The sequence below is a fragment of the Paenarthrobacter sp. AR 02 genome (genome assembly GCF_021538675.1).
Lineage (GTDB): Bacteria > Actinomycetota > Actinomycetes > Actinomycetales > Micrococcaceae > Arthrobacter.
The window spans coordinates 1,137,552-1,160,919 of the sequence record NZ_JAJUKH010000001.1; the positions used below are offsets into that span (position 1 = coordinate 1,137,552).

A 23,368-nucleotide genomic window follows, 5' to 3' on the forward strand; every position below is an offset into this window, starting at 1 on the left:
TCAGCGTGCACGCGTGGAAGCTCCCTCCAGAATCAGTGCGGCAGCGTCCCGTTCCATGAGTCCCATCGACGTGACGGCGTCGATCACCGTTACGCGTCCCTTCAGTGCCCTGTTGGCCACCTCCGCCGCGGCGGCGTAGCCCAGGGCGGGTATCAGCGCGGTGGCCAGACCCGCCGAGCCCGCGGCCCGCCCGCCAAGCAGTTCCTCGTTTGCCGTGATGCCTTGAATGCAGTGGGTCCTGAGGATCCGCGCGCCGTTGGTGAGCCAGGAAAAGCCCTGCAGCAACGCATGAGCCATGACGGGTTCAAAGGCGTTCAGTTGCAATTGGCCGTTGTCCGCGGCCATGGTGACGGTGGTGTCCGCACCCGCGACAGCAAAGGCGATCTGGTTCAGGGTCTCGGGAATAACCGGATTTACCTTGCCGGGCATGATCGATGATCCAGCCTGGCGGGGTGGCAGTTGGATCTCCCCGAAGCCATTTTGCGGTCCGCTGGACAGCAATCTTAGGTCGCTGCTGATCTTGGAGATCTTGATGGCGGAGCGCTTCAGCATCCCGGACACATGCATGAAAACCCCGACGTCGGATGTCGCCTCGAGCAGGTCGGCCGCCGGTACCAGGGGCAGCCCGGTAATTTCGGCGAGGGCTTCAATAGCCCGCTCCCGGTAACCGGGCTCGGCAGTAATCCCTGTGCCGATCGCGGTGGCTCCCAGACTGCATTCGAGCATGAGCGCCGCGGACTCCCGCAACCTGCATCTGTCTTCTTCAATCGTGGCGGCGAAGGCCCCAAACTCTTGACCCAACGTCATGGGGACGGCGTCCTGCAGTTGGGTGCGCCCTATTTTGGCCACGTGGGCGAATGCTGCTCCCTTCTCCCGCATGGACGCCGTCAAGTGGCCGAGTTCGTGGTCGAGCTCCTGGACGGCGGTGATCAGTGCGAGCTTGATGGCCGTGGGGTAGACATCGTTGGTTGACTGGCATTTGTTCACGTGGTCGACGGGATGCAGATACTGGTAGCTGCCACGGGGGTGCCCCATGGTTTCCAACGCCAGGTTTGCGATCACCTCGTTGGCGTTCATATTGGTGCTGGTCCCGGCGCCGCCCTGGATCATGTCCACGCAGAAGTGCTGGTGGTGCTGCCCTTCTTCGATGTCCTGGCAGGCTAGGCCGATCGCGTCGGCCACGGCGGGTTCCAACACCCCGAGGCTGGAGTTGGCGCGTGCCGCTGCCCGTTTTACCTGCGCCAGGGCCACTACCAGCCCGGAATACCGTGAGACAGGGGTCCCGCTGATGGGGAAATTGTCCAGGGCCCGGGCAGTGTGCACTCCCCACAGGGCGTCGGCGGGTATGCGCATGGACCCAAGGGAATCTGATTCGATTCGATACGTCATAGCCGGGCCGTGCTGTTCTTGATGCAGATGACCTTGGGCTGGGTCATTTCCTCGTAGGCGAAGTGAACGCCTTCACGGCCCAGGCTTCCGTACTTGAACCCGCCAAAGGGCATGCCGTCGAAGCGGTAGTCCGACGAGTCGTTGATCATGACACCACCGGCCTGGATCTCCTTGGCTGCCTTCATCGCGTCCCCAAGGGATGCAGTGAAGATTCCGGCATGGAGACTGAACTCGATTGAGTTGGCGATCCCGATCGCTTCCTCGAGGCTGTCCACAGGGCGGAGCATCACCAGAGGGCCGAATACTTCCTCAGACCACAACCGGCTGTCTTCCGGCACCTCCTCAAGAACCGTGGGGTGGAGGATGTTCCCGGTAGCCACGTTGCCTGTCAGGACAACGGCGCCGTGCTCCACTGCCTCGTGGACTTTCACCTGGACATCCTGCAGGGGCCGTGGGGTGATCATGGGCCCTACGTCCGTCCGTTCATCGGACGGGTCGCCAACCACCAGTTCCTTGGTCGCGGCGATGAAGAGCTCCCGGAATTCGGCGTAGACGAGCTTGTCTACCAGGATCCTCTGGACACCGACGCAGTTCTGGCCGGCGGCCCAGAACGCACCGGAAACGCAGGATGCCACCGCTTCCTGGAGGTCTGCGTCCGCCATGATGATGACCGGCGCATTGCCGCCCAGGTCCATGGAGAGCTTCTTGAGTCCGGCTGTCGAGGCGATGGCCTCTCCGGTGGAGAAGCCGCCGGTGAATGACACCATGCGCACGTCCCGGGCAGTGATGATCTTCTGGGCAATGTCGCGGTCCCCATGAACAACTGTGAGGACTTCCTGCGGGAGTCCGGCCTCCAGGAGTGCCTCGGTCAGCAGCTGTGCCGAAAGGGGCGTGAGGGCCGAGGGCTTGAGGATGACGGCGTTTCCGCCCGCGATGGCGGGTCCGATCTTGTGGGCTACGAGGTTGAGGGGGTCGTTGAAGGGCGTGATTGCAAGGATGATGCCCAGCGGCTCGCGCGAGAACCAACCAAGTCGGTCCTCTGATCCTTCATAGGCGTCAAAAGGAACGACTTCACCGGCATTGCGGCGCGTTTCTGCCGCCGACAGCCGCAGTGTGTTGACTGCGCGCAGAACCTCCTTGCGGGCCTGCCTTATGGTCTTGCCGGCCTCAGCGACGATGGTTTCGGCAAAGAGTTCGCCACGGTCTTCCACCAGGTTGGCAGCCCGATCGAGTATTTTTCCGCGCGCGTCGCGGGACAGGCCCGCTGCCACTTTGGCGCCCGCGCGGGCAGCGTCCAGGACACTGTCGACGGCGGTGGCATCGGTCAGCGGAACGGCGCCAACAACGCGCTGGTCGTAGGGGCTGGTGACATTCTGGAACATCGGCAGGGCTGATGCCTCAACGGTGCTGGGTGCGGACTTAGGCATGGGAGAGAACCTCCGAGGTGTGGTGCATGGCGATGATGTCAGAGAGCAAGGCGTAGGCAGTTTCGACGCGTCCGGCCCCGGGCCCGGAAACCATCACAGGGCCCAAAAGATCGGTGTTGAACGAAACCGCGTTGGTGGCGCCGGAGATTCCGGCAAGTTCATGGGCCAAGGGCACAGCTACGGCCTTCACGCCGGCTGTCACTGCCCCGTTCGCGGACCTCTTCGCGGAGCCGATGAGCTTCCAGCGGAGTCCTTGGCTGGCAGCATGCTCAATGTCATCGCGGCTAAGGGAGGAGATGCCCTCGCAGGAGACGTCCTGCAAGGTGATGTCTGCCCCGAGCAGTTGGTTGGCCAGGATGAGCACTTTGAGCCGGACATCGTAGCCCTCGATGTCTGCCGCAGGGTTGGCTTCTGCGTACCCCAGGTCCTGGGCTTCCCGAATAGCGGCGTCCAGGTCGAGGCCTGATTCCATGCGACCGAGCACGTAGTTGCTGGTTCCGTTCAGGATTCCTTCGAAGCCGTCGATCTTCAGGCCGGCAAACATCTTCTTGGCGAGGCGGATGACCGGGGTGCCACTCATGACTGCGCCTTCGAATTCGAAGTGGACCCCATTGCTGGCGGCCAGCGCAGCAAGTTCAGGGCCTCGGAGTGCGACGGGTCCCTTGTTGGTTGTGCAGACGCTTTTGCCTGATTCCAGGGCCCAGCGGACGTGCGAGACGGCAGGTTCGCCGTCGTCGGGATTTGTGAAGGTGGCTTCGCAGACGATATCTGCCGTGCAGGAACGGATCACGGCTTCGTTGTTGGTATCCCGGGAGCCGCCGTGGTCTGCAAACGTTTCGTTGGCGCCAAGGTTGAGTGCCATCTCAATGTCGATGCCTTCGGCCTGGACCAGGGAGCCGAGCCTGAGATCGGTGATGGCCACAACCCTGAGGCCGAATCCCAATTCCGAGCGGAGGGCATCTCCGCGGGTGGCGATGATTTCGGCGAGTGTCCGGTTGACGCCGCCAAAGCCGATCAGCGCGAGGTCGTAGGTTTTCATGGTGCTCCTCAGGTTGGTGGAGGGGTGATGCTTCAATCCTGCGGGCCCCTGATGTCCGTCCAGCCATGCTGAATCGCCCTAAAGAATGGGCAATCTGACCATTTGACTGCCGATCTGACTGCGACCTCGGGCGGGATCTATGTGCGCTATACGCATTAACAAATGTTTTTAATGACCACTCAGCGGGATTCTGTGTTACCTTCATCACTACAAACGCCATCCTGGCACCCCGACCCCGGACTTCAAGGCGTACCGTTCGCATCCGACTCATATCCCGGAGACACCACATGGAATCTTCAGCACCCGTGCAACTTGACCATCAACCTGAGGCGGTCGACGCTCCGGCCGAAACCGGACTGCGCCGATCGATGGGGCCACGACACCTCATCATGATCGCGATGGGAGGTGTCATTGGATCCGGTTTGTTCCTGAGCTCCGGCTACACGATCTCCCAGGCCGGTCCCCTCGGGGCTGTCATCGCCTACTTGGTGGGTGCATTCGTGGTCTACCTCGTGATGGCATGCCTTGGCGAGTTGGCCATCGCCTACCCCGTCTCAGGTGCCTTCCACATCTACGCATCCCGATCCATCGGCCCAGCCACCGGCTTTGCCACGGCTTGGCTCTACTGGCTCTGCTGGGCAGTGGCCATCGGCTCGGAATTCACGGCATCAGGGCTCCTCATGCAGCGCTGGTTTCCGGACGTCGAGGTGTGGGTGTGGTGCCTCGTCTTCGCAGCCATGCTGTTCGGATTCAATGCCGTATCTTCCAAGTTCTTCGGGGAATCCGAGTTCTGGTTCGCCATCATCAAAGTGGGCGCGATCATTGCCCTGATCGTGTTGGGTGGCGCAGCCCTTTTTGGATTCCATCCCCTCTCCGATTCCGGCAACCATCCCTTCCTGCTTGAGAACTTCAACACCTCCGGGGGATTGTTCCCCAACGGCTTTACCGGAGTCCTGGTGACAGCCCTGGCGGTCTTCTACGCCTTCTCCGGATCTGAACTCATTGGCGTGGCGGCCGGGGAGACAACTGATCCCGCGCGGAACATTCCCAAGGCCATGCGCAGCACAGTCATCCGGCTGCTGATCTTCTTTGTTGGTGCCATCGCGGTCATTGCCGCAACCGTCCCGTTTGACCAGGTGGGACTGGACGAGAGCCCCTTCGTGACAGTGTTCTCGTCCGTTGGAATTCCCTATGCCGCTGACATCATGAACTTCGTCATCATCACGGCCCTGCTGTCGGCCGGGAACAGCGGATTGTTCTCCTGTGCCCGGATGCTCTACTCCTTGGCAGACGAGGGGCATGCGCCGAAGGCTTTGAAAAGGCTCACTCGACGCGGAATACCGCTGGTGGCTCTCTCGGTCAGCATGGTTGGCGGCATTGCATCGCTGATCAGCAGCGTGGTTGCACCGGAAACCGTGTACCTCGCCTTGGTCTCCGTGGCCGGTTTCGCGGTCGTCGGTGTGTGGATGTCCATCACTGCGTCCCACTTCTTCCACCGCCGGGCCTTTGTGCGCAACGGCGGAAGCGTGAAGGACCTTGCTTACAAAGCGCCCCTCTTCCCATTGGTCCCGATCCTGGCCTTCGCGCTCTGCTTGTTTTCGCTGGTGGGCATTGCGTTTGACCCACAGCAGGTCGCCGCCTTGTACTTTGGTGTTCCTTTTGTCGGGGCTTGCTACGCCTACTTCCACTTCAGGTACCGCCGCCCCGCGAAGTCCAGTCCGGCGTCGTGAATCCACATCCACTGAGCCTCGCGGCCGGGTCCTTGACCCGGCCGCAAGGTGCTGATTCGGGGGAATTGAAGATGCAGGTCGTGAACCACCAGCCAAGGATCGAAAACCTTGCCAGCTGGCTCGAAATCAACGGCAACGCCTTCGAGTCCAATGTCCGGACGGTGCTGGGAATGCTGCAGGACCGGGCCATGCTCTGCGCCGTGGTCAAGTCCGACGCGTACGGCCACGGGGCCGGCCTCCTGATTCCTTTCCTGGTGCGCCTGGGCGTGCCGTACATCGGTGTGGGCTCGAATTCCGAAGCAGAGGCGGCTCGCGCCAATGGCTACACAGGGAGGTTGTTGCGGGTCCGCGCTGCTGCGCCCCAGGAAATAGCCGCGGCCATGGCCCATGATGTGGAAGAACTTGTGGCGGATCCTCAGAGTGCTTGGGAAATGAGCCGGATTGCCGCCGAGACCGGACGGAAGATCAGGATCCACCTGGACATCAACTCCTCCGGCATGAGCAGGCACAGCCTGGACGTATCGTCGCCGCTGGGCCGGGCCAGTGCCGTGGCAGTAGTTGGCCATCCGCAGTTGGAGCTCGCTGGGATCATGACCCATTTCCCCTTGGACGATGTTGAACACATTGAGCAAGGGCTGTCGCGCTTCAAGGCCGAGTCCATGGCCGTTTTGCGATTGGCAAAGGTGCCCCGCAGCCAGGTTCTGCTCCATACAGCAAATTCGTTTGCCACGCTGAATGCGCCGGCAACCTGGCTGGACATGGTGCGGACAGGGGCCGTTCTATACGGCGATTCGGACCCAAGCCACCCGGGGTTCCGGCGCTGCCTGGCCTTCAAGGCGCGGATCGGATCCGTGAACCATTATCCGGCGGGAAGCAGGGTGGGCTACGGCCACACTCATACCCTGCAATCGGATTCAAAGCTGGCCACCGTCACGGCGGGGTACGGCGACGGATACCGGCGTGCACTTGGCGTGGGCGGATCCGTTGTGGTGCGTGGCCAGCGGGTGCCGGTTGTTGATGCAATCTCCATGAATTCCATGGTGATCGACGTCTCCGCAGTGCTGGAGGCGCGGCCAGGTGACGAAGTGGTGCTGTTCGGCAGCCAGAATGGCGCGGAAATTTCCGTAGGGGAACTGGAGTCGGCAAATCGCGGGATACTCGCGGACCTGTACACGGTGTGGGCGAAGGACTCCCGAGTCCTTGTGGCAGACACGCCCATGTGAGAATGGCGTGAGCGCGTGGTGGAAGGAGTGGATTTGTGGATACATCACCCGAAGCGTCCTCTTTGGCCCAAGGCCTTCGCCTCGTTCGCCTGATCACGGACCGCGAAAAGCAGGGCCGTCAGCTCCTGGGCGTCTCTCAACTGGCCGCCGAATTGGATATGGAGCAAAGCAGGGTTTCCCGCTTGGCCCAGGAGTTGTGTGATCTTGGCTTGCTGGAACGGGTGGACAGGGGCCCGTTCCGCGCGGGCTCGGGCTTCCTGGGCCTGGCAGCTTCGCTCAACAGCGGCTGGGTGCAGAAGTCACGGGCAAAGCTGGAGGAGCTGGTCTCCGCCTTTGGCTTGCGATCGCGGCTCTCCGTCCGCGACGGAGTCAGGGTCCTCCTCTTGCGTGCATCCACGAACAACTCATTCCCGGGCGGCTACGCAAAGCCGGGTATGGTGACGCCCGTCTGGTGCACCGGAGCGGGCAGGGCCTTGCTGTGGGATCACTCGCCCAATGAGCTGGAATCCCTTCTCCGCGACGTGAATTTCATCGGTGTGGGCGGTCCCGCGGCGGCACATTCCGCGCCGGAAGTCCGTGACCTCATGGACCGTGACAAGTCCCGCGGATTTGTTGTCGCCGCCGAGGAATTCGAGCATGACGTGTGGGAATTGGCCGTACCGGTCCGGGCCGACGGCGGGAACATCGTCGCCGCCCTTAGCGTCCTGGGCAACCGTTCCAGTATCGAGAAGGCGGCGCCGGAAATCGCCGGAGTGCTCCATGAAACATCCCAAGGACTTGGTGCCCACGGCACGGTACTGACTTAGGGCCGGTGTGGAGACGCGGCCGGGCCACCCACCATTGCTTCCAGCCACTCGCACCATGAGCGGAGTGCCATGGCGTGGCTTTCACGTTGCGGCTCAACCCGCGTCCTGGGGCCAACGATCTGGAGCGCGGCAACGATCTCATTTTTGAAATCGCGGACTGGCGCGGCCAGTGAATAGAGTCCGGGTTCGGCTTCTTCATCAACGATCGAGTACCCGCGTGCCCGGGCTTGGTTGAGCCGGTCCAGGAAGTCGTCCACGGAAGAGGGCGTGTTGGGTCCGTGCTTGACGAATTCCACGGTCTTGAAAAGCGTCCGGACTTCATCATCCGGCGCATCCCAGAGGAGCGCCTGGCCGGCGTCACTGCAGTAGGCCGGATAGGGCCGGCCCAGCCAGGAACCCACCAGGTTGGCGCTGGCAGGTACCTGCTCGCCAATGGTGACCGTACTGTTTCCGCTCAGCACGCCCAGGAAGCAAGCTTCGTTGGTTTCGGCGGCCAATCCTTCCAGCGCGGAGAGTCCGTCGGTCTTCAGTCGTTGCTCGGTGACCAGCTGGGCGTCTGCCAGGACTGACCAGTCCAAGCGGTACTCCCTGTTGTCGGTGCGGGCAAGGAAGCCCTCCTGCAAAGCCCCCTTGAGGCTTCGGGAAACCTGGCTGCGGTCCTTCTCCAGGTGGGCAGCGACGTCGGCAACCGTACCGCCGTCGTGCCCTTGCGCGTGGCGCGCCCCCACCGCAAGGATGGCCATCATCCCGCGGCCCATGCTGGAGGTCTTTGACATGGAACGAGTCTAGCGACTCGCAGCCCTAGTGAATGGCGAAGACCCTTGCCGGGAAGCCGCTCCCGTCCAGGGGTTTGGCCCAGCTTGCCACCAGGACGCCACCGGATTCCGGCAGGCCGTCAAGATGCGCCAGGAGTTCGATCTGCCATTTGTCCTGTGCAAGGACGTAGGTTTCCAGGCTGAAGTCCTGCCGGGACGTGGCCATGCCAGGGTCCGTGTCGGTCTGTTCGTGTCCAACCGCAGCCACTCCCCGCTCTTCGATCAGGCACTGGAGGACCTCTTGCGACCACCCGGGAGTATGGCTCGTTCCGGATTCGTCCTTGTTGGCCATGGCCTCAGGGTCGGGCCACCGTTGGCTCCATCCTGTGCGGAGGGCGACGAACGAACCAGCGGGAATGGTGCCGCATCGTGATTCCCAATCCTTGATGTCGCCCAGTGTGGGCGTGGCATCAGGGTCCCTGCGCACGCGGTGGCTGATGTCCAAGACAACCAGCGGAAGCACCATCTGGTCCACGGGTATCTGGTCCAGGGTCCGGCCACCACGCACAAAATGCGATGGCGGATCCACGTGGGTACCCCATTGGCCCACTATTGAGTAGCGGTGGGCCGTGAAGCCGTCGCCCTTCTCCATATCGAAGAGCGCCTCGCGGGATTCATCCGGGAAAGCAGCAAACCGGGGCTGGCCGGGATGGAACGCGTGGGTGAGGTCCGTGAACGTTCGGTCGCGGAGCAGCGGCGCGAGTTCCTGCCAGAGTCCTGTGGTCATGACGCCACCCGGCTTTCGCCTACGGGGGTCAGCACGCTGCTGGAGACGTTCAGGGGACCGGACACTTCGATCACCGGGACCTCCCAAGGGTGGATGTCCACAATCCGCTGGACCAGGCGGTGAACGGCGTCTTCATCCAGGCAGTCATCAAAGTAGGAGGTGAAGACGAAGGTCGGCGAGATGGTCCGTTGCCCCACGCTTCCCAGCGTGGGGTTTGCCCCTTCAGCAACGGTGAAACCCTCGTAACCCACGGAGGACTCGAAGACGTGGTGGTAGTTTCCGAACCCGCCCAGCTCGGGGCACTCCGTAAGCTCCTGCAGAAGGGATGAGATGCCGCTGTCCGCTTCCAAGGCGGCGAGGTTGCCTCCGGCCAGTTGGGTCATGGTTTCGACCCGGATGGGCCAGTGGATGCGGAGCTTTCGCACCGGTTTCAATTGGATCTTCATGGGAGGAGCCTTCCGTGGGTGTGCCTTCTGAGAGCCATAGTGGCACAAGGTGACGTTCATTACAAGCATATGTATTTGCTTATATTGCACACGGCTGGGATTTGCGGCTCAAGGACGGGGTCACTTCCCCTGTACAGCCGCCCGGCCGCCGTCCCGAGCGGGGCTAGACTCGGGGGCATGCCTTCGAATGCCTCAGCCGCAGTTGACCACATCAAGGACCTTGGCGCTTACGTTTCGGCGTCTCCCTCGAGCTTCCACGCCGTGCACGAGGCCGCGCGGCGGCTGGACGATGCCGGCTTTACTTCCCTGGACGAACTGCAACCGTGGGAGGGGGGCGCTGGCAGGTTCTATGTGATCCGGGATGGTGCACTCATCGCGTGGGTGACCCCCGAAAACGCAGGCCCCACCACCGGATTCAACATCCTGGGTGCACACACCGACTCGCCTTCCTTCAAGCTCAAGCCCAAGCCCACTACGGGAAAATACGGATGGCTCCAGGCCGGCGTCGAGGTTTATGGCGGACCGCTCCTGAACTCCTGGCTGGACCGCGAACTGGAGCTCGCGGGGCGTTTGGTACTGCACGATGGCACGCAGCACCTGACCGCCACGGGACCCCTTCTGCGCTTCCCGCAATTGGCCATTCACCTGGACCGTGGGGTCAACGACAACGGCCTGCACCTGTCCAAGCAGCAACACATGAATCCCGTCTTTGGACAAGGAGACCCTGCAGGCGAGGATCTCCTGGCACTGCTGGCCGAACGCGTCGAGGGCGCCACTGTTGATGCCGCGGACATCGGCGGATACGACGTCGTGGTTGCAGACACGCAGGCCCCCGCGGTTTTCGGGGCCAAGAGTGAGTTCTTTGCGTCTGGGCGGATGGACAACCTTTCCTCCACACACGCTGGCCTGGTGGCCTTGATGGGGCATGCTGCAGCCGCCCCGAGTGACGGCCCGATTGCCGTCCTTGCAGCCTTTGACCATGAAGAGATCGGGTCCAACTCCCGCTCAGGTGCCTGCGGGCCGTTGCTGGAGGACATCCTGGTGCGCATCTCTGACGGTCTCGGCGCTTCGGTGAGCCAGCGGCGACAGGCGCTGGCGGCGTCGTTCTGCGTTTCCGCGGATGCTGGCCACGCCGTCCACCCGAACTACGCGGAAAAGCACGATCCCGCCAACAAGCCGGTGCTCAACGGCGGCCCCTTGCTGAAGATCAACGCCAACCAGCGTTACGCCACGGATGCCACCGGCGCCGCCCTGTGGGCGCGTCTGTGCAAGGAATCCAACGTGCCGTACCAGGAATACGTGTCAAACAACGACCTGCCCTGCGGTTCCACCATCGGTCCGCTGACCGCCACCCGCCTCGGCATCAGGACTGTGGACGTGGGCATTCCGCTGCTGTCCATGCACTCGGCGCGGGAGCTCTGCGGCGTGGAAGATCCCAAGAGCCTCGCGACAGTTTCGCAATTGTTCTTTGGGAGCACCCTCTAAGCCAAAGCCTCAAGCACTCATTTCAAGGGTGTTGCGGAAGTTCCCCTGAGGAAACTTTGGATGCCTAAAGGTTTACATTTTGTGCGTCTCTCTGTTTTCGGGAAGCACAAAATGTTCGGTTGCACAGGAAAGTCGTCGGTGTAGCAGGTTAACGTGATTGAGTCATGTGGCCCGTGGCACACCACAGTGGCCAACCTCCAAGACCTGAAGGACGGCGCCGATCCATGCACGCTGACCAACAACTATCGAAGTCCCTGAAGCCCCGACACCTCTCCATGATCGCCATCGCCGGCGTCATCGGAGCCGGCTTGTTCGTCGGCTCCGGCGCTGCCATCCAGCAGGCCGGTCCGGGCATCCTCGTGGCATACCTGGCCGCAGGCCTGGTAGTCATCCTCGTCATGCGCATGCTCGGTGAAATGGCTGCGGCGAACCCGGAAACAGGCTCGTTTTCCACATACGCAGACAAGGCCCTCGGCCGCTGGGCGGGCTTTAGTATTGGCTGGCTCTATGCATGGTTCTGGATCATTGTGCTCGGTATCGAAGCGACGGCCGGTGCCGCCATCATGCACCGCTGGGTTCCCGGCGTCGATCAGTGGGTCTGGGCGTTGGTCCTCATGGTCCTGCTGACACTGACCAACCTCGGTTCGGTGAAGTCCTACGGTGAGTTCGAATTCTGGTTCGCTTCCATCAAGGTCGCAGCCATTGTCATCTTCCTTCTGGCGGGCATCGCCGCGATCCTTGGTCTGATGCCGGGCGTGTCCGCTCCGGGCGTCAGCAACCTCCTGGACCAGGGTGGATTCATGCCCAACGGCCCCGGAGCCGTTTTGGCAGGCATCCTCGTAGTCGTCTTCTCCTTCTTCGGCGCGGAAATCGCCACGATCGCCGCTGGTGAATCCGAGAACCCCGTGGATGCCGTCAAGAAGGCCGTGAAGTCCACCGTATGGCGCATCCTGATCTTCTACATCGGTTCCATCGCCATAGTGGTCACCCTCCTGCCCTGGAATGACGCCTCCGTTGCCAAGAGCCCCTACGTTGCAGTCATTGAGCTGTACGGAATTCCGGGCGCCGGCACCATCATGGACATCGTTGTCCTCACGTCCGTGCTCTCTTGCTTGAACTCCGGCCTTTACACGGCAAGCCGCATGCTGTTCTCACTCTCACAGCGGGGCGACGCCCCCAAGTCCTGGATGAAGATCTCCAAGCGGGGTGTTCCGGCCGCAGCGGTACTGGCATCCACCGTGGTCGGATTCATCACCGTGGGCCTGAACTACATCGCTCCTGATACCGTGTTCCTGTTCCTGGTGAACACCTCCGGTGCCATCGCCCTGTTCGTATGGCTGGTCATTTCGGTATCGCAGCTGATCCTCCGGCGCCGCATGGGCGCTGCCGCGAAGGACCTGGAACTCAAAATGTGGTTCTTCCCCTACCTCACCTGGATTGCCATTGGTGCCATCGTGGCCCTCGTCATCGGCATGGTCATCATCGACTCCACGCGTGAGTCGCTGTTCCTCTCGCTGGGGCTGGCCGCGGTAGTCGTGGCTATCGGCGTGTGGCGGTACCGCAAGCGTGGGGCCGCCGGCGTCGAGGCGACCACCACCGAAGCCGAGCGCGCAGACATCGGTTCCGGGCCGGCGTCGTAACAGTCTTTCCGCAGTGGGGCAGCCACCGTCAGCATCCGACGGCGGCTGCCCCACTTTGTGGTTAACGGCGGCCTGGGTGCCGGCTACTGGGCCAGCCCGATAACCAGGTTGATGGTTGCGGCCAGGATGACCGTGCCGAAGAGGTACGACAACAAGCTGTGTTTCAGCGCCTCGAAGCGGATCCGGTGGTTGCCCAGGTTGGTGTCGGATACCTGGTAGGTCATGCCCAAGCTGGTGGCGAGGTAGGCAAAATCCGTGTACTGGGGTGGCCTGTCCTGGTTAAAGCCGATCCCACCCACCGCACCTCCGGCATCCGGTTTGGGGCTGTAGTAGAGCTCGGCATAGCGCAGGGTGAAAAGAGTCTGGACGAGCATCCAGGAGAAGGCGACGCAGGCCAAGGCAAGTGCACCGGAGCCCAGTCTGCTGCTGTCGGACTCAGCGTGTGAATTGACGATTACGGCCGCAGCAGCCGCGATGCTGGCAAGGTTCGCCACCAGGATCAGCAGGTCGGTGACGCCGCGGGACGGGTCTTCACTGGTGGCGTGCCGGCGGGTGTCATCGGGATCCATGCGGCCGATCACCAGCCACACCCATGCGACGTAGATGAACGCGGCCGTGGCCCATCCGACTGCAGGGGCGTCCACCCAATTCCCAGCGATACCCGTGGCAATAACAGCTGCCGCTCCAGCGATGATCATGACGAGGAAGCGCAACCTGCTGCGTCTGACTCTGACGTTGCTCATTTGCCCACCATAGTTAGCCGCTGCGGACCCCCGCGCGAACCACGCCCGACCGGATGCCATCAAACGAGCAGGAATCCACGTATTGGCGTTCCTCGTGTTAGTGTCTTTGTCGCTGTCGAGGAGAAAAACGAAACACTGTTTTCCCCCTGATCACCTTGCGCGGGTGGCGGAATGGCAGACGCGCTAGCTTGAGGTGCTAGTCCTCGAAAGGGGGTGGGGGTTCAAGTCCCCCTCCGCGCACAATGAAACCCCCGGTCTTCGGACCGGGGGTTTTGTCGTTCCATGCCGCGCGCGCCGGGGCGCACGCCTCCATGGGCGCGCGCCTCTTCGCGCCGCACGCCTCTATGCGCCTAGGCGCCGGAGCGGGGTGCGAACATGATCACGCCCACCCCCACAAGGCAGACTGCGGCTCCGATGACGTCCCAGCGGTCGGGGCGGAAGCCGTCAACCAGCATGCCCCATGCCAGCGAGCCGATAATAAAGACGCCGCCGTACGCGGCAAGGACCCGACCGAAGTGGGCGTCCGGCTGGAAGGCTGCGAAGAATCCGTAGATTCCCAGCGCGATGATCCCCAGCCCGGCCCACCACCACGCGCGTCCTTCACGAACGGCCTGCCAGATCAACCAGGCTCCGCCGATCTCTGCGACAGCGGCCAAAACGAACAGAACAATCGGCTTCAGGACGGTCATGGATCAAGTATTCACTGCATGGCCACCGGTGTTATCCACATAGGACAGCTTCCCGGTTTCCGCCGAGGATCCGGCCGAATAGCTTTGAGTGCAGGAGATGCACTAAGATATTGAAGTCTGTGTTACGCCCTCCCGCGGAATTTTCGGTGGGGAGCTGGCACGGCATCGCAAATGAACCTCCTGTTACGGAAATACCGTAACCGCTTAGCCCAAAGGAGGTGGGTTCACATATGCGTCCTTACGAATTGATGGTAATCATCGACCCCGAGGTCGAAGAACGTACCGTAGAGTCGTCGCTTCAGAAGTTCCTCAATGTCATCACCACCGATGGTGGAACCATCGAAAAGGTAGACATCTGGGGCCGTCGCCGTCTGGCGTACGACATCAAGAAGAAGTCCGAAGGTATCTACGCCGTGGTGAACTTCACCGCTGCTCCGGCTACCGCCAAGGAACTTGATCGCCAGCTGTCTCTCAACGAGACGATCATGCGCACCAAGATCATCCGCCCTGAAGACCAGAAGGTTGTTGCTGAGTAATCAGCCCCTTTCAGATCTTTACCCCGCAGGAACGAACAAGGAGGCAGTAGATGGCAGGCGAAACCACTATTACGGTCATCGGTAATCTCACCAATGACCCCGAGCTGCGGTTCACCCCGTCTGGCTCAGCAGTAGCGAACTTCACCATCGCTTCTACTCCCCGGACCTTTGACCGCCAGTCCAATGAGTGGAAGGACGGGGAAACCCTGTTCCTCCGCGCATCGGTATGGCGCGAAGCAGCCGAGAACGTGGCCGAATCCCTGACCAAGGGTATGCGCGTCATCGTTTCCGGTCGTTTGAAGAGCCGTTCCTACGAAACCAAAGAAGGCGAGAAGCGCACCGTTATCGAGCTTGAGGTCGACGAAATCGGCCCCAGCCTGCGTTACGCCAACGCCAAAGTCAACCGTACCCAGCGCTCCGGCGGTGGCCAGGGCGGCTTCGGTGGCGGTAACGCCGGTAATTCCGGTGGCTTTGGAGGTGGCGCTCCTGGTGGAAACCAGGGCGGCGGCAACTCCGGTGGAAACTGGGGCGGCAACAACCAGCCCGCACAGCAGGATGATCCCTGGGCCACGCCCGGGGTCAGCAATGCAGGCGGCGGTTGGGGCAACGGCCCTGATTCCGAACCTCCCTTCTAAACAACACATAAACGTCCGACGCCGGTCGCTCACCGGGACTGCCGAAAGGCACCTTGGCGATCACCGCCGTCGAACACCACCATCCCGTGGATCAATATCCACGGGCTCCATAGAAAAGGAGCTCCACGATGGCTAAGGCTGAACTCCGTAAGCCCAAACCAAAGTCCAACCCCTTGAAGGCCGCTGACATCACTGTCATCGACTACAAGGACGTAGCACTGCTGCGCAAGTTCATCTCCGACCGCGGAAAGATCCGCGCTCGTCGCGTCACTGGCGTTACCGTTCAGGAACAGCGCAAGATCGCCCAGGCAATCAAGAACGCCCGCGAAGTTGCTCTGCTGCCTTACTCCGGCGCTGGCCGCGGCTAAGGGAAGGGATTAACTAACATGGCAAAGCTCATTCTGACCCACGAAGTAACCGGTCTCGGTGCTGCTGGCGACGTTGTCGAGGTCAAGGACGGTTACGCACGTAACTTCCTGCTGCCCCGCGGCTTCGCTCTGACCTGGTCCAAGGGTGGCGAGAAGCAGGTTGAGTCCATCAAGGCTGCACGCGCTGCTCGTGCGCACGCTTCCGTTGAAGCTGCACAGGCCCAGGCTCAGGCACTGTCCTCCAAGAAGGTCAAGCTCGAGGTGAAGGCCGGCGAGTCCGGTCGTCTCTTCGGCACCGTCAAGCCTGCTGATGTCGCTGCTGCTGTTGAGGCCGCTGGCCTCGGCTCCATCGACAAGCGCAACGTTGAACTGCCGAACCACATCAAGTCTGTCGGTTCGTACCAGGCCAACGTTCGCCTGCACGAGGACGTTTCCGCTGTCATCGACCTCGAGGTCGTAGCCAGCAAGTAGTCCCTGACTACAAAGAAGGCCCCCACTTCCGGTTTCCGGTGGTGGGGGCTTTTCTGTGCCCCTATATCTCGGCGGGGTGGCGGGGCAGGGGCGCGGGATGTCAGGGGGTGTGCAGTTCGCTCATGACGTGTTGGTAGCCGGCGTGGACCAGTTCTGACAAGACGCTCCCGTCCACGTCGTCCAGCTTGTTGATGTAGACACAGGCAGTGCTTGTTTTGTATTTCCCAAGTTTCGGCAACAGATCCTCCGCCTCGGGGCTGCCGGTGAGTCCGTACACCACCAGGTTCGCCTTGCGGGGAGAAAAGCCGACGGCGGCGGCGTTGCCCTCGCGGCCACTGCTGTATCTGTAGTGGTAGCTGCCAAATCCTACGATCGTTGGCCCCCACATCACCGCTTCCTGGCCGGTGGCCTGGCGCATCATGTCCAGCAGTTCCAAGCCGTCTTTCCGCCGTTGGGGATGTTCCACCGCTGCCAGGAAGTCTTCCACGGAGACGTCCGTGGGCTGTGTCTTGTTCTCTGCCATGCCCGTAGTCTCCCAGACCAGGCGTGGACCGGCCACCACCCGGTGATAGCCTGCATCAGTGACTTCCGGCGCCCCCCGTAACCGACCATTCCATCAGGTAGACGTCTTTTCCGACCGTCCTTACCTCGGCAACCCCCTCGCCGTCGTCGTGGATGCGGAAGGGCTCAGCGGCGAGACCATGCAGCACTTCGCCAACTGGACCAACCTTTCCGAGACCACGTTCCTCCTGCCGCCCAGCGACCCCGCTGCCGACTACAAGGTTCGGATCTTCACAGCCAGCGAGGAGTTCCCCTTTGCCGGGCACCCCACCCTGGGATCCGCGCACACCTGGCTCCAAGCCGGGGGAGTGCCCAAGACGGATGGCGTAGTGGTGCAGGAGTGCGGGGCAGGCTTGGTCCGGGTGAAGCACGACGCCGGGCGGTTGGCTTTTGCTGCGCCGCCGCTGACGCGCTCCGGGCCGGTTTCGGACGAGGTTCGCGCGCAGCTCGCAGCCGGTTTGCGGCTTCCTGAGGAAGCGCTGCTGGATACGTCGTGGCTGGTCAACGGTCCGGCGTGGATCGGCGTGCTCCTGGAATCGGCGCGGCAGGTGTTGGGCATCGAGCCCGACCTCGCAGCAATGGGTGATTTGAAGGTGGGCGTGATCGGCCCGCACGAGGCGGGTTCCGACGTCGATTTTGAAGTCCGGACTTTCATTGCCCACGACGCGATGACCGAAGACCCGGTGACGGGCAGTTTTAATGCGGGCGCAGCCCAATGGTTGATAGGCAGCGGGCGCGCACCGGACGAGTACACAGCGGCTCAGGGCACGGTGTTGGGCCGCGCTGGACGCGTCCACGTCAAGGCTGAAGACGGCGAAATTTGGGTTGGCGGGGCCTCAGCTACTTGCATCCAAGGGACCGTGCTCTTGTAATGCGTCGTTTACGAGTGCTTAGGGCGGGATAGCGCAACCACCAGGACTATGCCCGCACTGAACACCAGCTGCGCACCAGCCACGAGTGACGGTACGTATCCAAGGTACAAAGCCACCATGAGCGGAATCATGGCCAGGATGGTCACGTCCAGTCCCCGGAGCAGGGATCCCAGCTGGGCGCGGGGGACGGGACCAAAGGGGGTCTCCACCGGTGGTGCGGACCAGTCCGGCTGTGTGCGGATCGCCGCCCGGATACTGCCGGCGCCCATGCCGATTCCTGCCATGGCACCCACTGCAATCAATGCTGGAGTGGAGGCGCCCAGGGAGACCAGGACGACGCTCAGGAGGCCCATCCAGGCGGCCATGGCCAAGCACGGCATGAGCATCCGACTGATTCGTACCAGCGCCGGGTGGAGAGGCAACAGCGCGTCGATTTCGGGAAGCATGGCCGTCTTGCGCGACACCGTCGCCATGCCCGAAGCCGTGGCGCAGCCGGCGATGACCAGCACTGCCAGTTGGACGAACCCGGGCAGCCCGCCTTCCACCAGGAGCAACGCAACGCTGCCTGCAAACCACATGACCGGCGGGACCAGTGGCGGGTTCAGCCTGAGGAAGGCCACAACATCGGCTCGGATCAATGCCCCGAGCGGGCCACGCGGCGGGCGGGTATAGAACCTGGCCGCCCGGCCGCCGTCGACCTTCTTCCGCCCGGCGCCGAGGGCACGGAGTACCTCATTGGAATCCATCATGAACAACGATGCGCCGGCGTGGCCGGCGACGGCACCGCCCCGCACCAGCTCCTCACCGGCCACCCTGCCGGCGCGCGGCCCCACCACGGCGGCGAGTCCGACGGCGACGACAGCGGCTAACGCTGCCGGCCATGGTGAGGCCGATATCAACGTGGCGGCCGAGCAGGCCGCAAGTAGCGCCGCGGACACTATCCGGCCGGTCCAACGACCCAGCAAACCGAGCTGCTTAAAGGCGGCCATGACCACCGCGATCACGGCAGCTGCTCCGAAAGTCAGCGCAGAGCAAAGGTGCTCCAGGGGGTTCCGGTCCGCGGCTGTCACCATGCTGAAGGCTACGTAGGCGATCACGGATCCGGCGGCGGCAAGGGCAGTCTTGCGGAGGAATGGAGGCAGGACCATGGGGCGGCGGTCCAGGGGGAGGGGTAGCCACCAGGAGCTCTCTGGTCCGTTGACTGCCAATGGGCCAAGCTTCCCGGCGAGGTTGCCCACAGCGAGGAGGACAACGAAGGTCAGGCATGTCCACAGGACAGGTTCCGGTAGGACGAGCCACTGTTCCCGGACGATGCTGCCCGAGGTCGAGGCCCTGCCGGCAATTTCGTTGCGCAGCGCCAGGACAAACGATGCCGCAATAGTCAGGGAAACACCTATGCCCAGGCCCCAGCTGTAGGCGTCAACGAAGCGGTCACCTAACGAGGATCGACTGCGCCGGTAGCGTCGGGCGGACCGGCGGGTGAACCGCACGATCTCGGCCGAGAGTATCCGGCCCTGCCGGGAGACGTCAGTACTCATCGCTTCAGGATCCGGAAATGACCGAAGCGCCGTGCTCAGGATCAAGTTCCCGGACCTCATCACCAATAACCAGGCAGGTGGAAGCAATGGCGAGCAGCAGTTGCGGATCATGGGTGACAAGGACCACCGCTCCACCCTGATCGGCGTGTTCCGCGATGCGCGCACCCACGGCGACGCGCATCCGGGGATCGAGCCGCTGTTCGGGCTCGTCCAGGATCAGGATGGACGACGGGCGGATCAAACCGGCAGCCAGGAGCAGTCGCCGTCGCTGGCCCGATGACAAGGCGTCGGGTATCGCGTGGGCCCTTCCCAGGAGGCCGAAGAACTCCAATTCCTCGTCAACCCTGGTCTCGGGGTTCTCCAGCGAATGCCCGCGGGCGATCAGGAGCAGGTGCTCCCGGACTGTGAGGGAGGGAAAGAAGAGGTCGTCATCGAAGACGGCCGCGACCTGGCGGCGGAACGGAACGGCGTCTGGATCAATCAAGAGGCCATTGACCTTGACGTCCCCTGCAAGCGGAGACTGCCGACCGGCGATGGTCCGTGCCACGGTCGACTTCCCTGCGCCGTTGACGCCTACGATTCCCAGTACTTCTCCGGCCGCCACAGAGGCCGATACCTCGCCACATACAGGATCGCCGGCATAGCCCACACTCAGGTTTTCAACCTCAAGAACCGTCCCCATGGTGTAACCCTACCGGGGGTGTTTGGTCCCGGTTGCCAGGTCACAGAACTGGTCGGGCCTCGAGGTCTTCCATGGCCCAGGCAAGAATCTTCAAGTCGAACGGATCGCGCTCTTCGATTCCGAACAGGTAGGCGTCAAAGTCCCACTGTTTGGCATTTCCACCATTGGCCCAGTACCAGGCCCATAAATCCTCAAGGGCGATTTCATGATCCAGGACAAGCGATCTCGCTGTTTCCCGTGAGTCTTGCATTCGAGCCCCCCACCGCTGACACAGCACCGGACTGCGTCAGGCTGATTGTCGTGTACCCCGGCTTCTACGGCACGTTTCATGCTTTCACGTTCACGCTCCATCCGGAACCCCGTCACGTTTGCGAATACTATGGGAGCTTCGAGGAAAACAGCCGCCAGTAAGGCCCTCGCAATGAATCAGGAGCACATCGTGGATTCTGCCCGGACCTTTGAGTCGATCGTCATTATTTTCAATCCCAACAGCACGGGGGACGCGCCTGAGTTGGCGCAGCAGCTGCACGACAAGTTAAAGAGTCTCCTCACATACCAGCCCGAGATCATCCTCCAGCCCACTGAGCATGCAGGCCACGCAGTTGATTTGGCGCGCGAAGCAGCGGCGAAGGGAGGGGACGTCCTTGTGGTTTCCGTGAGTGGCGACGGCGGATACAACGAGGTGGTGAACGGTGTCATGCAGGCCGGCAACCCGCGGGCCGTCTGTGCCGTGAGGGCTGCAGGTAATGCCAACGACCATAGCCGTATTACCGCCTCAAAACCCTTGGAAGAGGCCATTGCCGAGGGTCGGGTCCACTCGATCGATCTTCTCCGGATCCACACGGGCCAAAAAGACCATGAAACCCTGGAATATGCGCACTCCTATATCGGATTTGGCCTGACCCCGGTTGTAGCCACCGAACTGGAAAAAGGCAGCAAGGGCGCGCTCAAGGAAATGGTCACGGTAATACAGACTTTCTCCAAATTCGAGCCTTTCGCCATCCGCCTGGAGGACGGTAAGCGGCATAAATTCGATAGCCTGGTTTTCGCCAATATTCCGGAGATGGCCAAGTACGCCACGCTGAGCGAAGCGGACAACCTGCCCAAGGACGGTAAATTCGAGGTCATCGTTTTTCCGCACATGCCCAAGTGGCGCGTCCTGCTGACAGCGCTGCGTGCCACCACCCAGGGTTTGGGGGATCAACCGAGCGTCAGCAGCTACGAGTTCACCACCCTCAAGCCGTTGCCGTACCAAATGGACGGTGAAGTCAAGAGGGTGGAAGCGAACGTTACGGTCAGGGTGGAAAGCGCGCCATTAGCGCTCCCGATCATCGGCTAGCCAAGCATTCCTGCCGGACTGTTGTGGCAAGCGGCGGGGTTCTCTAGATTGAGGTCATGGGTGAAGGAGACTGGGCGGGAGAATTCGAGCGGTTGGTCGACCTCATTGCCGGGACCGAGGACGTCAAGGCGTTCCTGGACGGACTGACCGGCTTCGCCGCAGGCATGATGACCAGGGTGTGCGCCACGCACATTGAGTGTGCGGTGACACTGAGGCGCCGTAAACGGACTGCCACGATTGGAGGCAGCAGCGAACGTGCCCTGATGTTGGACCGGATTGAACAGTCCTTGGGTTCGGGGCCGTGCGTCGACGCACTGGACAGTGGTGTGCCGGTCCTTCTGGGAGATGTTGATTCCGATCCGCGCTGGCCGGAGTATCGGAGCGCGCTGGACGCGGCAGGGATCAAAAGTGCTCTGGGCGTCCCCATGACCTTGGGCCCGGATTCGGCCGCGGTGTTGAATTTCTTCTCCCCTACCCCGGGGGTCTTCACGGAGGAGAGAATTGCCGATGCTGTGCTTTTCGTGGAGATGTCGAGTAAAGCAATGCGGCTGGCCATCAGGATTGCGGCCGCTGATCAGCGCGGGGACGATCTAAAAGCCGCCATGGACACCAGGACAGTCATAGATCTCGCCTGCGGAATGATCATGGCCCAAAACCGATGCACCCAGGGTGAGGCATTCGAGGTACTGCGGCGGGCTTCGAGCGATCGCAACCAAAAACTCCATTCCGTTGCGCAGTCGATGGTGGACCGTATTTCCGGGCAGCCGGATGTCGTGGCCCACTTCGACGACTGAATCCGCGTTATCCGTCACCGCACGCAGCAGTAACGAAGTCGTAGATGCGGCCCCGCAGGTCAACTGACGCCGCGATTTTCAGCAGGCCTTCGCGGTCACCCACTTTGACCCTGAGTGGCAGCAATGTCCCTACTTTGTCCTCCGCCACGGCGTGCGGATCGCAGCGTGCCGGACGGATTCCCAATGCGAGTTCCATGAGCGCAGTGCCTTGCCTGATTTTGACGTCCCGCGGCCACGGCTGGTTGTCGGCTTCGGCCAGCAGGGGTGTGCCGTCGATGCCCTGGATGGTCAGCGTCCGATGGGAGCCGCCGTCGGCTGCTGGCGTTATCAGAAGGCGTACGACGGCGGTGCCGCCGTCAGCTGCAACCTCCAGTTTCGGGTCCAGGACCATGCTGGCGACGTCGGCTGCTTGGGCTGCGAGGCACAGCTCGCCTGCGTTCCGGGGGAGGACGCCGAAGGGGTCGGATGCGTCGGAGGTTTGCGGAACGGGGTCCTTGCCTGCTTCTGCATAGTCGATTTTCGCGGTGAGGTCCGTGCTGGTGTCTTTTGGTGTGTCGCAGGCCGGCGCGGGCAGGGCCGTGGGAACACTCTTGGGTTGCTTGGGCGGCAGGACCAGTCCGCCCTCCGACGGCCTCCACACGATGTCCTGCTCGAACAGGGGTGATTTCAGCCGGGCGCTGCTCACGGTGAGCGACGCATCCGTGGTGTTGGTCAGCTGGATTTGGATGGCCTGTTTGCCGTACTGGTCCCGGGACTGGTTGACCTCAACGGTGATGGGTTTCTGCGAGGTGGCGGAGGGTGTTTCAACGGCAGGTGCGCCGGTGCCAGGTCCGGTGCATCCGGCCAGGAGGGCCACGGTGCTGAAGAAGGTCACGACTGAAGCCGAAGCCCGCATCGTCAGCTCTCCGCGCATGCTGCCAGTGTAGGTGGTTGCAGACACCCGGACACCCTTCTCCTGTCTCGTTGTCGGCGGCATCCAGTAGAGTCGCGCGTACTTGGAATTTTCTTCCCCGCGGACCTCGCCACGAGGGCAGCCGCGACTGACGAAAGGCACTATTCATGTCCTTCCAGGCATACCTCGACGCCGTCGAGGACAAGACAGGGCTGACGCCCAGGCAATTGGTGGAGATCGCGGAAAGCAAGGGCTTCAACGACCCGTCCGTTAAGGCGGGAACCATCCTTGAATGGTTGAAGGCTGATTATGGTCTGGGGCGTGGACACGGGATGGCGATGGTTCATGTCATCAAGAACGGCCCGAAAATCGACAGCAAGCACGTGGGCTCGGATGGCCCGCACCGTGACGACTCGGACCTGCTCTGGCTCGATGGAAAGGCCAGCAAGCCCTCGCCATAATTGCGCAATCGCTGGTAGGCGGACAGTAAGCATGCTTAGCTTGTGGTAGCGATGAGGCCG

General features: G+C 62.2%; 26 protein-coding genes and 1 tRNA gene. 14 read left to right on the top strand and 13 right to left on the bottom strand.

Annotated elements, in window-relative coordinates; genetic code table 11:
- The 3 genes from LRQ04_RS05295 to LRQ04_RS05305 are packed head-to-tail and all read right to left on the bottom strand — an operon-like array spanning position 1 to position 3,855.
- Positions 1-1,389: an aspartate ammonia-lyase gene (locus LRQ04_RS05295; RefSeq protein WP_235518160.1), complete on the bottom strand. Its 1,389-nt coding sequence runs from the start codon at positions 1,387-1,389 to the stop codon at positions 1-3.
- A complete protein-coding gene (locus LRQ04_RS05300) occupies positions 1,386-2,816 on the bottom strand; it encodes an aldehyde dehydrogenase family protein (RefSeq protein ID WP_235518161.1) in 1,431 nt (476 codons plus the stop codon). Before LRQ04_RS05300 ends, LRQ04_RS05295 begins: the two co-directional genes overlap by 4 nt.
- On the bottom strand, positions 2,809-3,855 hold the full coding sequence (locus LRQ04_RS05305) for a homoserine dehydrogenase (RefSeq protein ID WP_235518162.1): 1,047 nt from the start codon (positions 3,853-3,855) through the stop codon (positions 2,809-2,811). The genes LRQ04_RS05300 and LRQ04_RS05305 overlap by 8 nt, the downstream gene beginning before the upstream one ends.
- 287 nt (positions 3,856-4,142) lie before the next feature.
- On the opposite strand from LRQ04_RS05305, the gene LRQ04_RS05310 reads away from it, so the two are divergent.
- From LRQ04_RS05310 to LRQ04_RS05320, 3 genes are all read left to right on the top strand, one after another.
- The gene (locus tag LRQ04_RS05310) at positions 4,143-5,585 is read left to right on the top strand and encodes an amino acid permease (protein ID WP_235518163.1); all 1,443 of its coding nucleotides are present in this window, start codon (positions 4,143-4,145) and stop codon (positions 5,583-5,585) included.
- Positions 5,586-5,665: 80 nt separating this feature from the next.
- Positions 5,666-6,808: an alanine racemase gene (gene alr / locus LRQ04_RS05315; protein ID WP_235518164.1), complete on the top strand. Its 1,143-nt coding sequence runs from the start codon at positions 5,666-5,668 to the stop codon at positions 6,806-6,808.
- 35 nt (positions 6,809-6,843) lie between these two features.
- Positions 6,844-7,614, top strand: a complete 771-nt coding sequence (locus LRQ04_RS05320) for an IclR family transcriptional regulator (protein WP_235518165.1) — start codon at positions 6,844-6,846, stop codon at positions 7,612-7,614.
- Here LRQ04_RS05320 and LRQ04_RS05325 read toward each other — a convergent pair.
- Genes LRQ04_RS05325 through LRQ04_RS05335 form a run of 3 tightly spaced genes read right to left on the bottom strand, consistent with a single transcriptional unit; the run spans position 7,611 to position 9,602 of the window.
- A complete protein-coding gene (locus LRQ04_RS05325) occupies positions 7,611-8,390 on the bottom strand; it encodes an IclR family transcriptional regulator (protein ID WP_235518166.1) in 780 nt (259 codons plus the stop codon). The genes LRQ04_RS05320 and LRQ04_RS05325 overlap by 4 nt on opposite strands.
- Positions 8,391-8,415: 25 nt before the next feature.
- On the bottom strand, positions 8,416-9,156 hold the full coding sequence (locus LRQ04_RS05330) for a cyclase family protein (protein ID WP_235518168.1): 741 nt from the start codon (positions 9,154-9,156) through the stop codon (positions 8,416-8,418).
- Complete coding sequence (locus tag LRQ04_RS05335) at positions 9,153-9,602, bottom strand: hypothetical protein (protein WP_235518170.1); 450 nt, start codon at positions 9,600-9,602, stop codon at positions 9,153-9,155. The genes LRQ04_RS05330 and LRQ04_RS05335 overlap by 4 nt, the downstream gene beginning before the upstream one ends.
- Positions 9,603-9,779: 177 nt before the next feature.
- On the opposite strand from LRQ04_RS05335, the gene LRQ04_RS05340 reads away from it, so the two are divergent.
- Together LRQ04_RS05340 and LRQ04_RS05345 are read left to right on the top strand one after the other, a co-directional pair.
- Positions 9,780-11,087 (top strand): M18 family aminopeptidase, encoded by a 1,308-nt coding sequence (locus tag LRQ04_RS05340; RefSeq protein WP_235518172.1) that lies wholly within the window; start codon positions 9,780-9,782, stop codon positions 11,085-11,087.
- A gap of 224 nt (positions 11,088-11,311) precedes the next feature.
- Complete coding sequence (locus LRQ04_RS05345) at positions 11,312-12,727, top strand: amino acid permease (protein WP_235518177.1); 1,416 nt, start codon at positions 11,312-11,314, stop codon at positions 12,725-12,727.
- 83 nt (positions 12,728-12,810) lie between these two features.
- On the opposite strand, the gene LRQ04_RS05350 is transcribed toward LRQ04_RS05345, so the two are convergent.
- Positions 12,811-13,470, bottom strand: coding sequence for a DUF1345 domain-containing protein (locus tag LRQ04_RS05350; protein WP_235518180.1), 660 nt, complete (start codon positions 13,468-13,470; stop codon positions 12,811-12,813).
- A gap of 157 nt (positions 13,471-13,627) precedes the next feature.
- On the opposite strand from LRQ04_RS05350, the gene LRQ04_RS05355 reads away from it, so the two are divergent.
- Positions 13,628-13,710 (top strand) — tRNA-Leu (locus LRQ04_RS05355).
- Between the two features lie 110 nt (positions 13,711-13,820).
- Here LRQ04_RS05355 and LRQ04_RS05360 read toward each other — a convergent pair.
- Complete coding sequence (locus LRQ04_RS05360; protein ID WP_235518182.1) at positions 13,821-14,159, bottom strand: YnfA family protein; 339 nt, start codon at positions 14,157-14,159, stop codon at positions 13,821-13,823.
- Positions 14,160-14,389: 230 nt separating this feature from the next.
- Here LRQ04_RS05360 and rpsF point away from each other — a divergent pair, with 230 nt between their 5' ends.
- The 4 genes from rpsF (at position 14,390) to rplI (ending at position 16,169) form a co-directional block, all read left to right on the top strand.
- A complete protein-coding gene (rpsF, locus tag LRQ04_RS05365; protein WP_011776755.1) occupies positions 14,390-14,695 on the top strand; it encodes a 30S ribosomal protein S6 in 306 nt (101 codons plus the stop codon).
- A 50-nt stretch (positions 14,696-14,745) separates the two neighbouring features.
- Entirely contained in the window at positions 14,746-15,330 is a 585-nt protein-coding gene (locus LRQ04_RS05370; protein ID WP_211710216.1) for a single-stranded DNA-binding protein, read from the top strand.
- A gap of 128 nt (positions 15,331-15,458) precedes the next feature.
- Positions 15,459-15,698, top strand: a complete 240-nt coding sequence (gene rpsR / locus LRQ04_RS05375) for a 30S ribosomal protein S18 (RefSeq protein ID WP_003800144.1) — start codon at positions 15,459-15,461, stop codon at positions 15,696-15,698.
- An 18-nt stretch (positions 15,699-15,716) separates the two neighbouring features.
- Positions 15,717-16,169: a 50S ribosomal protein L9 gene (rplI, locus tag LRQ04_RS05380; protein WP_211710215.1), complete on the top strand. Its 453-nt coding sequence runs from the start codon at positions 15,717-15,719 to the stop codon at positions 16,167-16,169.
- 100 nt (positions 16,170-16,269) lie between these two features.
- Here the strand turns inward: rplI and LRQ04_RS05385 are convergent, their stop codons facing one another.
- Positions 16,270-16,692: a DUF1801 domain-containing protein gene (locus tag LRQ04_RS05385; protein WP_235518183.1), complete on the bottom strand. Its 423-nt coding sequence runs from the start codon at positions 16,690-16,692 to the stop codon at positions 16,270-16,272.
- 58 nt (positions 16,693-16,750) lie between these two features.
- On the opposite strand from LRQ04_RS05385, the gene LRQ04_RS05390 reads away from it, so the two are divergent.
- Positions 16,751-17,602, top strand: coding sequence for a PhzF family phenazine biosynthesis protein (locus LRQ04_RS05390; RefSeq protein WP_235518185.1), 852 nt, complete (start codon positions 16,751-16,753; stop codon positions 17,600-17,602).
- Positions 17,603-17,610: 8 nt separating this feature from the next.
- Here the strand turns inward: LRQ04_RS05390 and LRQ04_RS05395 are convergent, their stop codons facing one another.
- Genes LRQ04_RS05395 through LRQ04_RS05405 form a run of 3 tightly spaced genes read right to left on the bottom strand, consistent with a single transcriptional unit; the run spans position 17,611 to position 20,072 of the window.
- Positions 17,611-19,140 carry a DUF6297 family protein gene (locus tag LRQ04_RS05395; RefSeq protein WP_235518188.1) on the bottom strand — a complete coding sequence of 510 codons (1,530 nt, stop codon included), beginning with the start codon at positions 19,138-19,140 and terminating at the stop codon, positions 17,611-17,613.
- Positions 19,141-19,144: 4 nt separating this feature from the next.
- Complete coding sequence (locus tag LRQ04_RS05400; protein ID WP_235518189.1) at positions 19,145-19,822, bottom strand: ABC transporter ATP-binding protein; 678 nt, start codon at positions 19,820-19,822, stop codon at positions 19,145-19,147.
- A gap of 40 nt (positions 19,823-19,862) precedes the next feature.
- Positions 19,863-20,072: a hypothetical protein gene (locus LRQ04_RS05405; RefSeq protein WP_235518190.1), complete on the bottom strand. Its 210-nt coding sequence runs from the start codon at positions 20,070-20,072 to the stop codon at positions 19,863-19,865.
- A 171-nt stretch (positions 20,073-20,243) separates the two neighbouring features.
- Here LRQ04_RS05405 and LRQ04_RS05410 point away from each other — a divergent pair, with 171 nt between their 5' ends.
- Both LRQ04_RS05410 and LRQ04_RS05415 read left to right on the top strand, forming a co-directional pair.
- Positions 20,244-21,161: a diacylglycerol kinase family protein gene (locus LRQ04_RS05410; RefSeq protein ID WP_235518192.1), complete on the top strand. Its 918-nt coding sequence runs from the start codon at positions 20,244-20,246 to the stop codon at positions 21,159-21,161.
- A 56-nt stretch (positions 21,162-21,217) separates the two neighbouring features.
- Positions 21,218-21,955, top strand: coding sequence for a GAF and ANTAR domain-containing protein (locus LRQ04_RS05415; protein WP_235518193.1), 738 nt, complete (start codon positions 21,218-21,220; stop codon positions 21,953-21,955).
- Positions 21,956-21,962: 7 nt separating this feature from the next.
- Here the strand turns inward: LRQ04_RS05415 and LRQ04_RS05420 are convergent, their stop codons facing one another.
- Entirely contained in the window at positions 21,963-22,895 is a 933-nt protein-coding gene (locus LRQ04_RS05420; protein ID WP_235518194.1) for a hypothetical protein, read from the bottom strand.
- Positions 22,896-23,014: 119 nt separating this feature from the next.
- On the opposite strand from LRQ04_RS05420, the gene LRQ04_RS05425 reads away from it, so the two are divergent.
- Entirely contained in the window at positions 23,015-23,308 is a 294-nt protein-coding gene (locus LRQ04_RS05425) for a DUF4287 domain-containing protein (protein WP_235518195.1), read from the top strand.
- Positions 23,309-23,368: the final 60 nt, after the last annotated feature.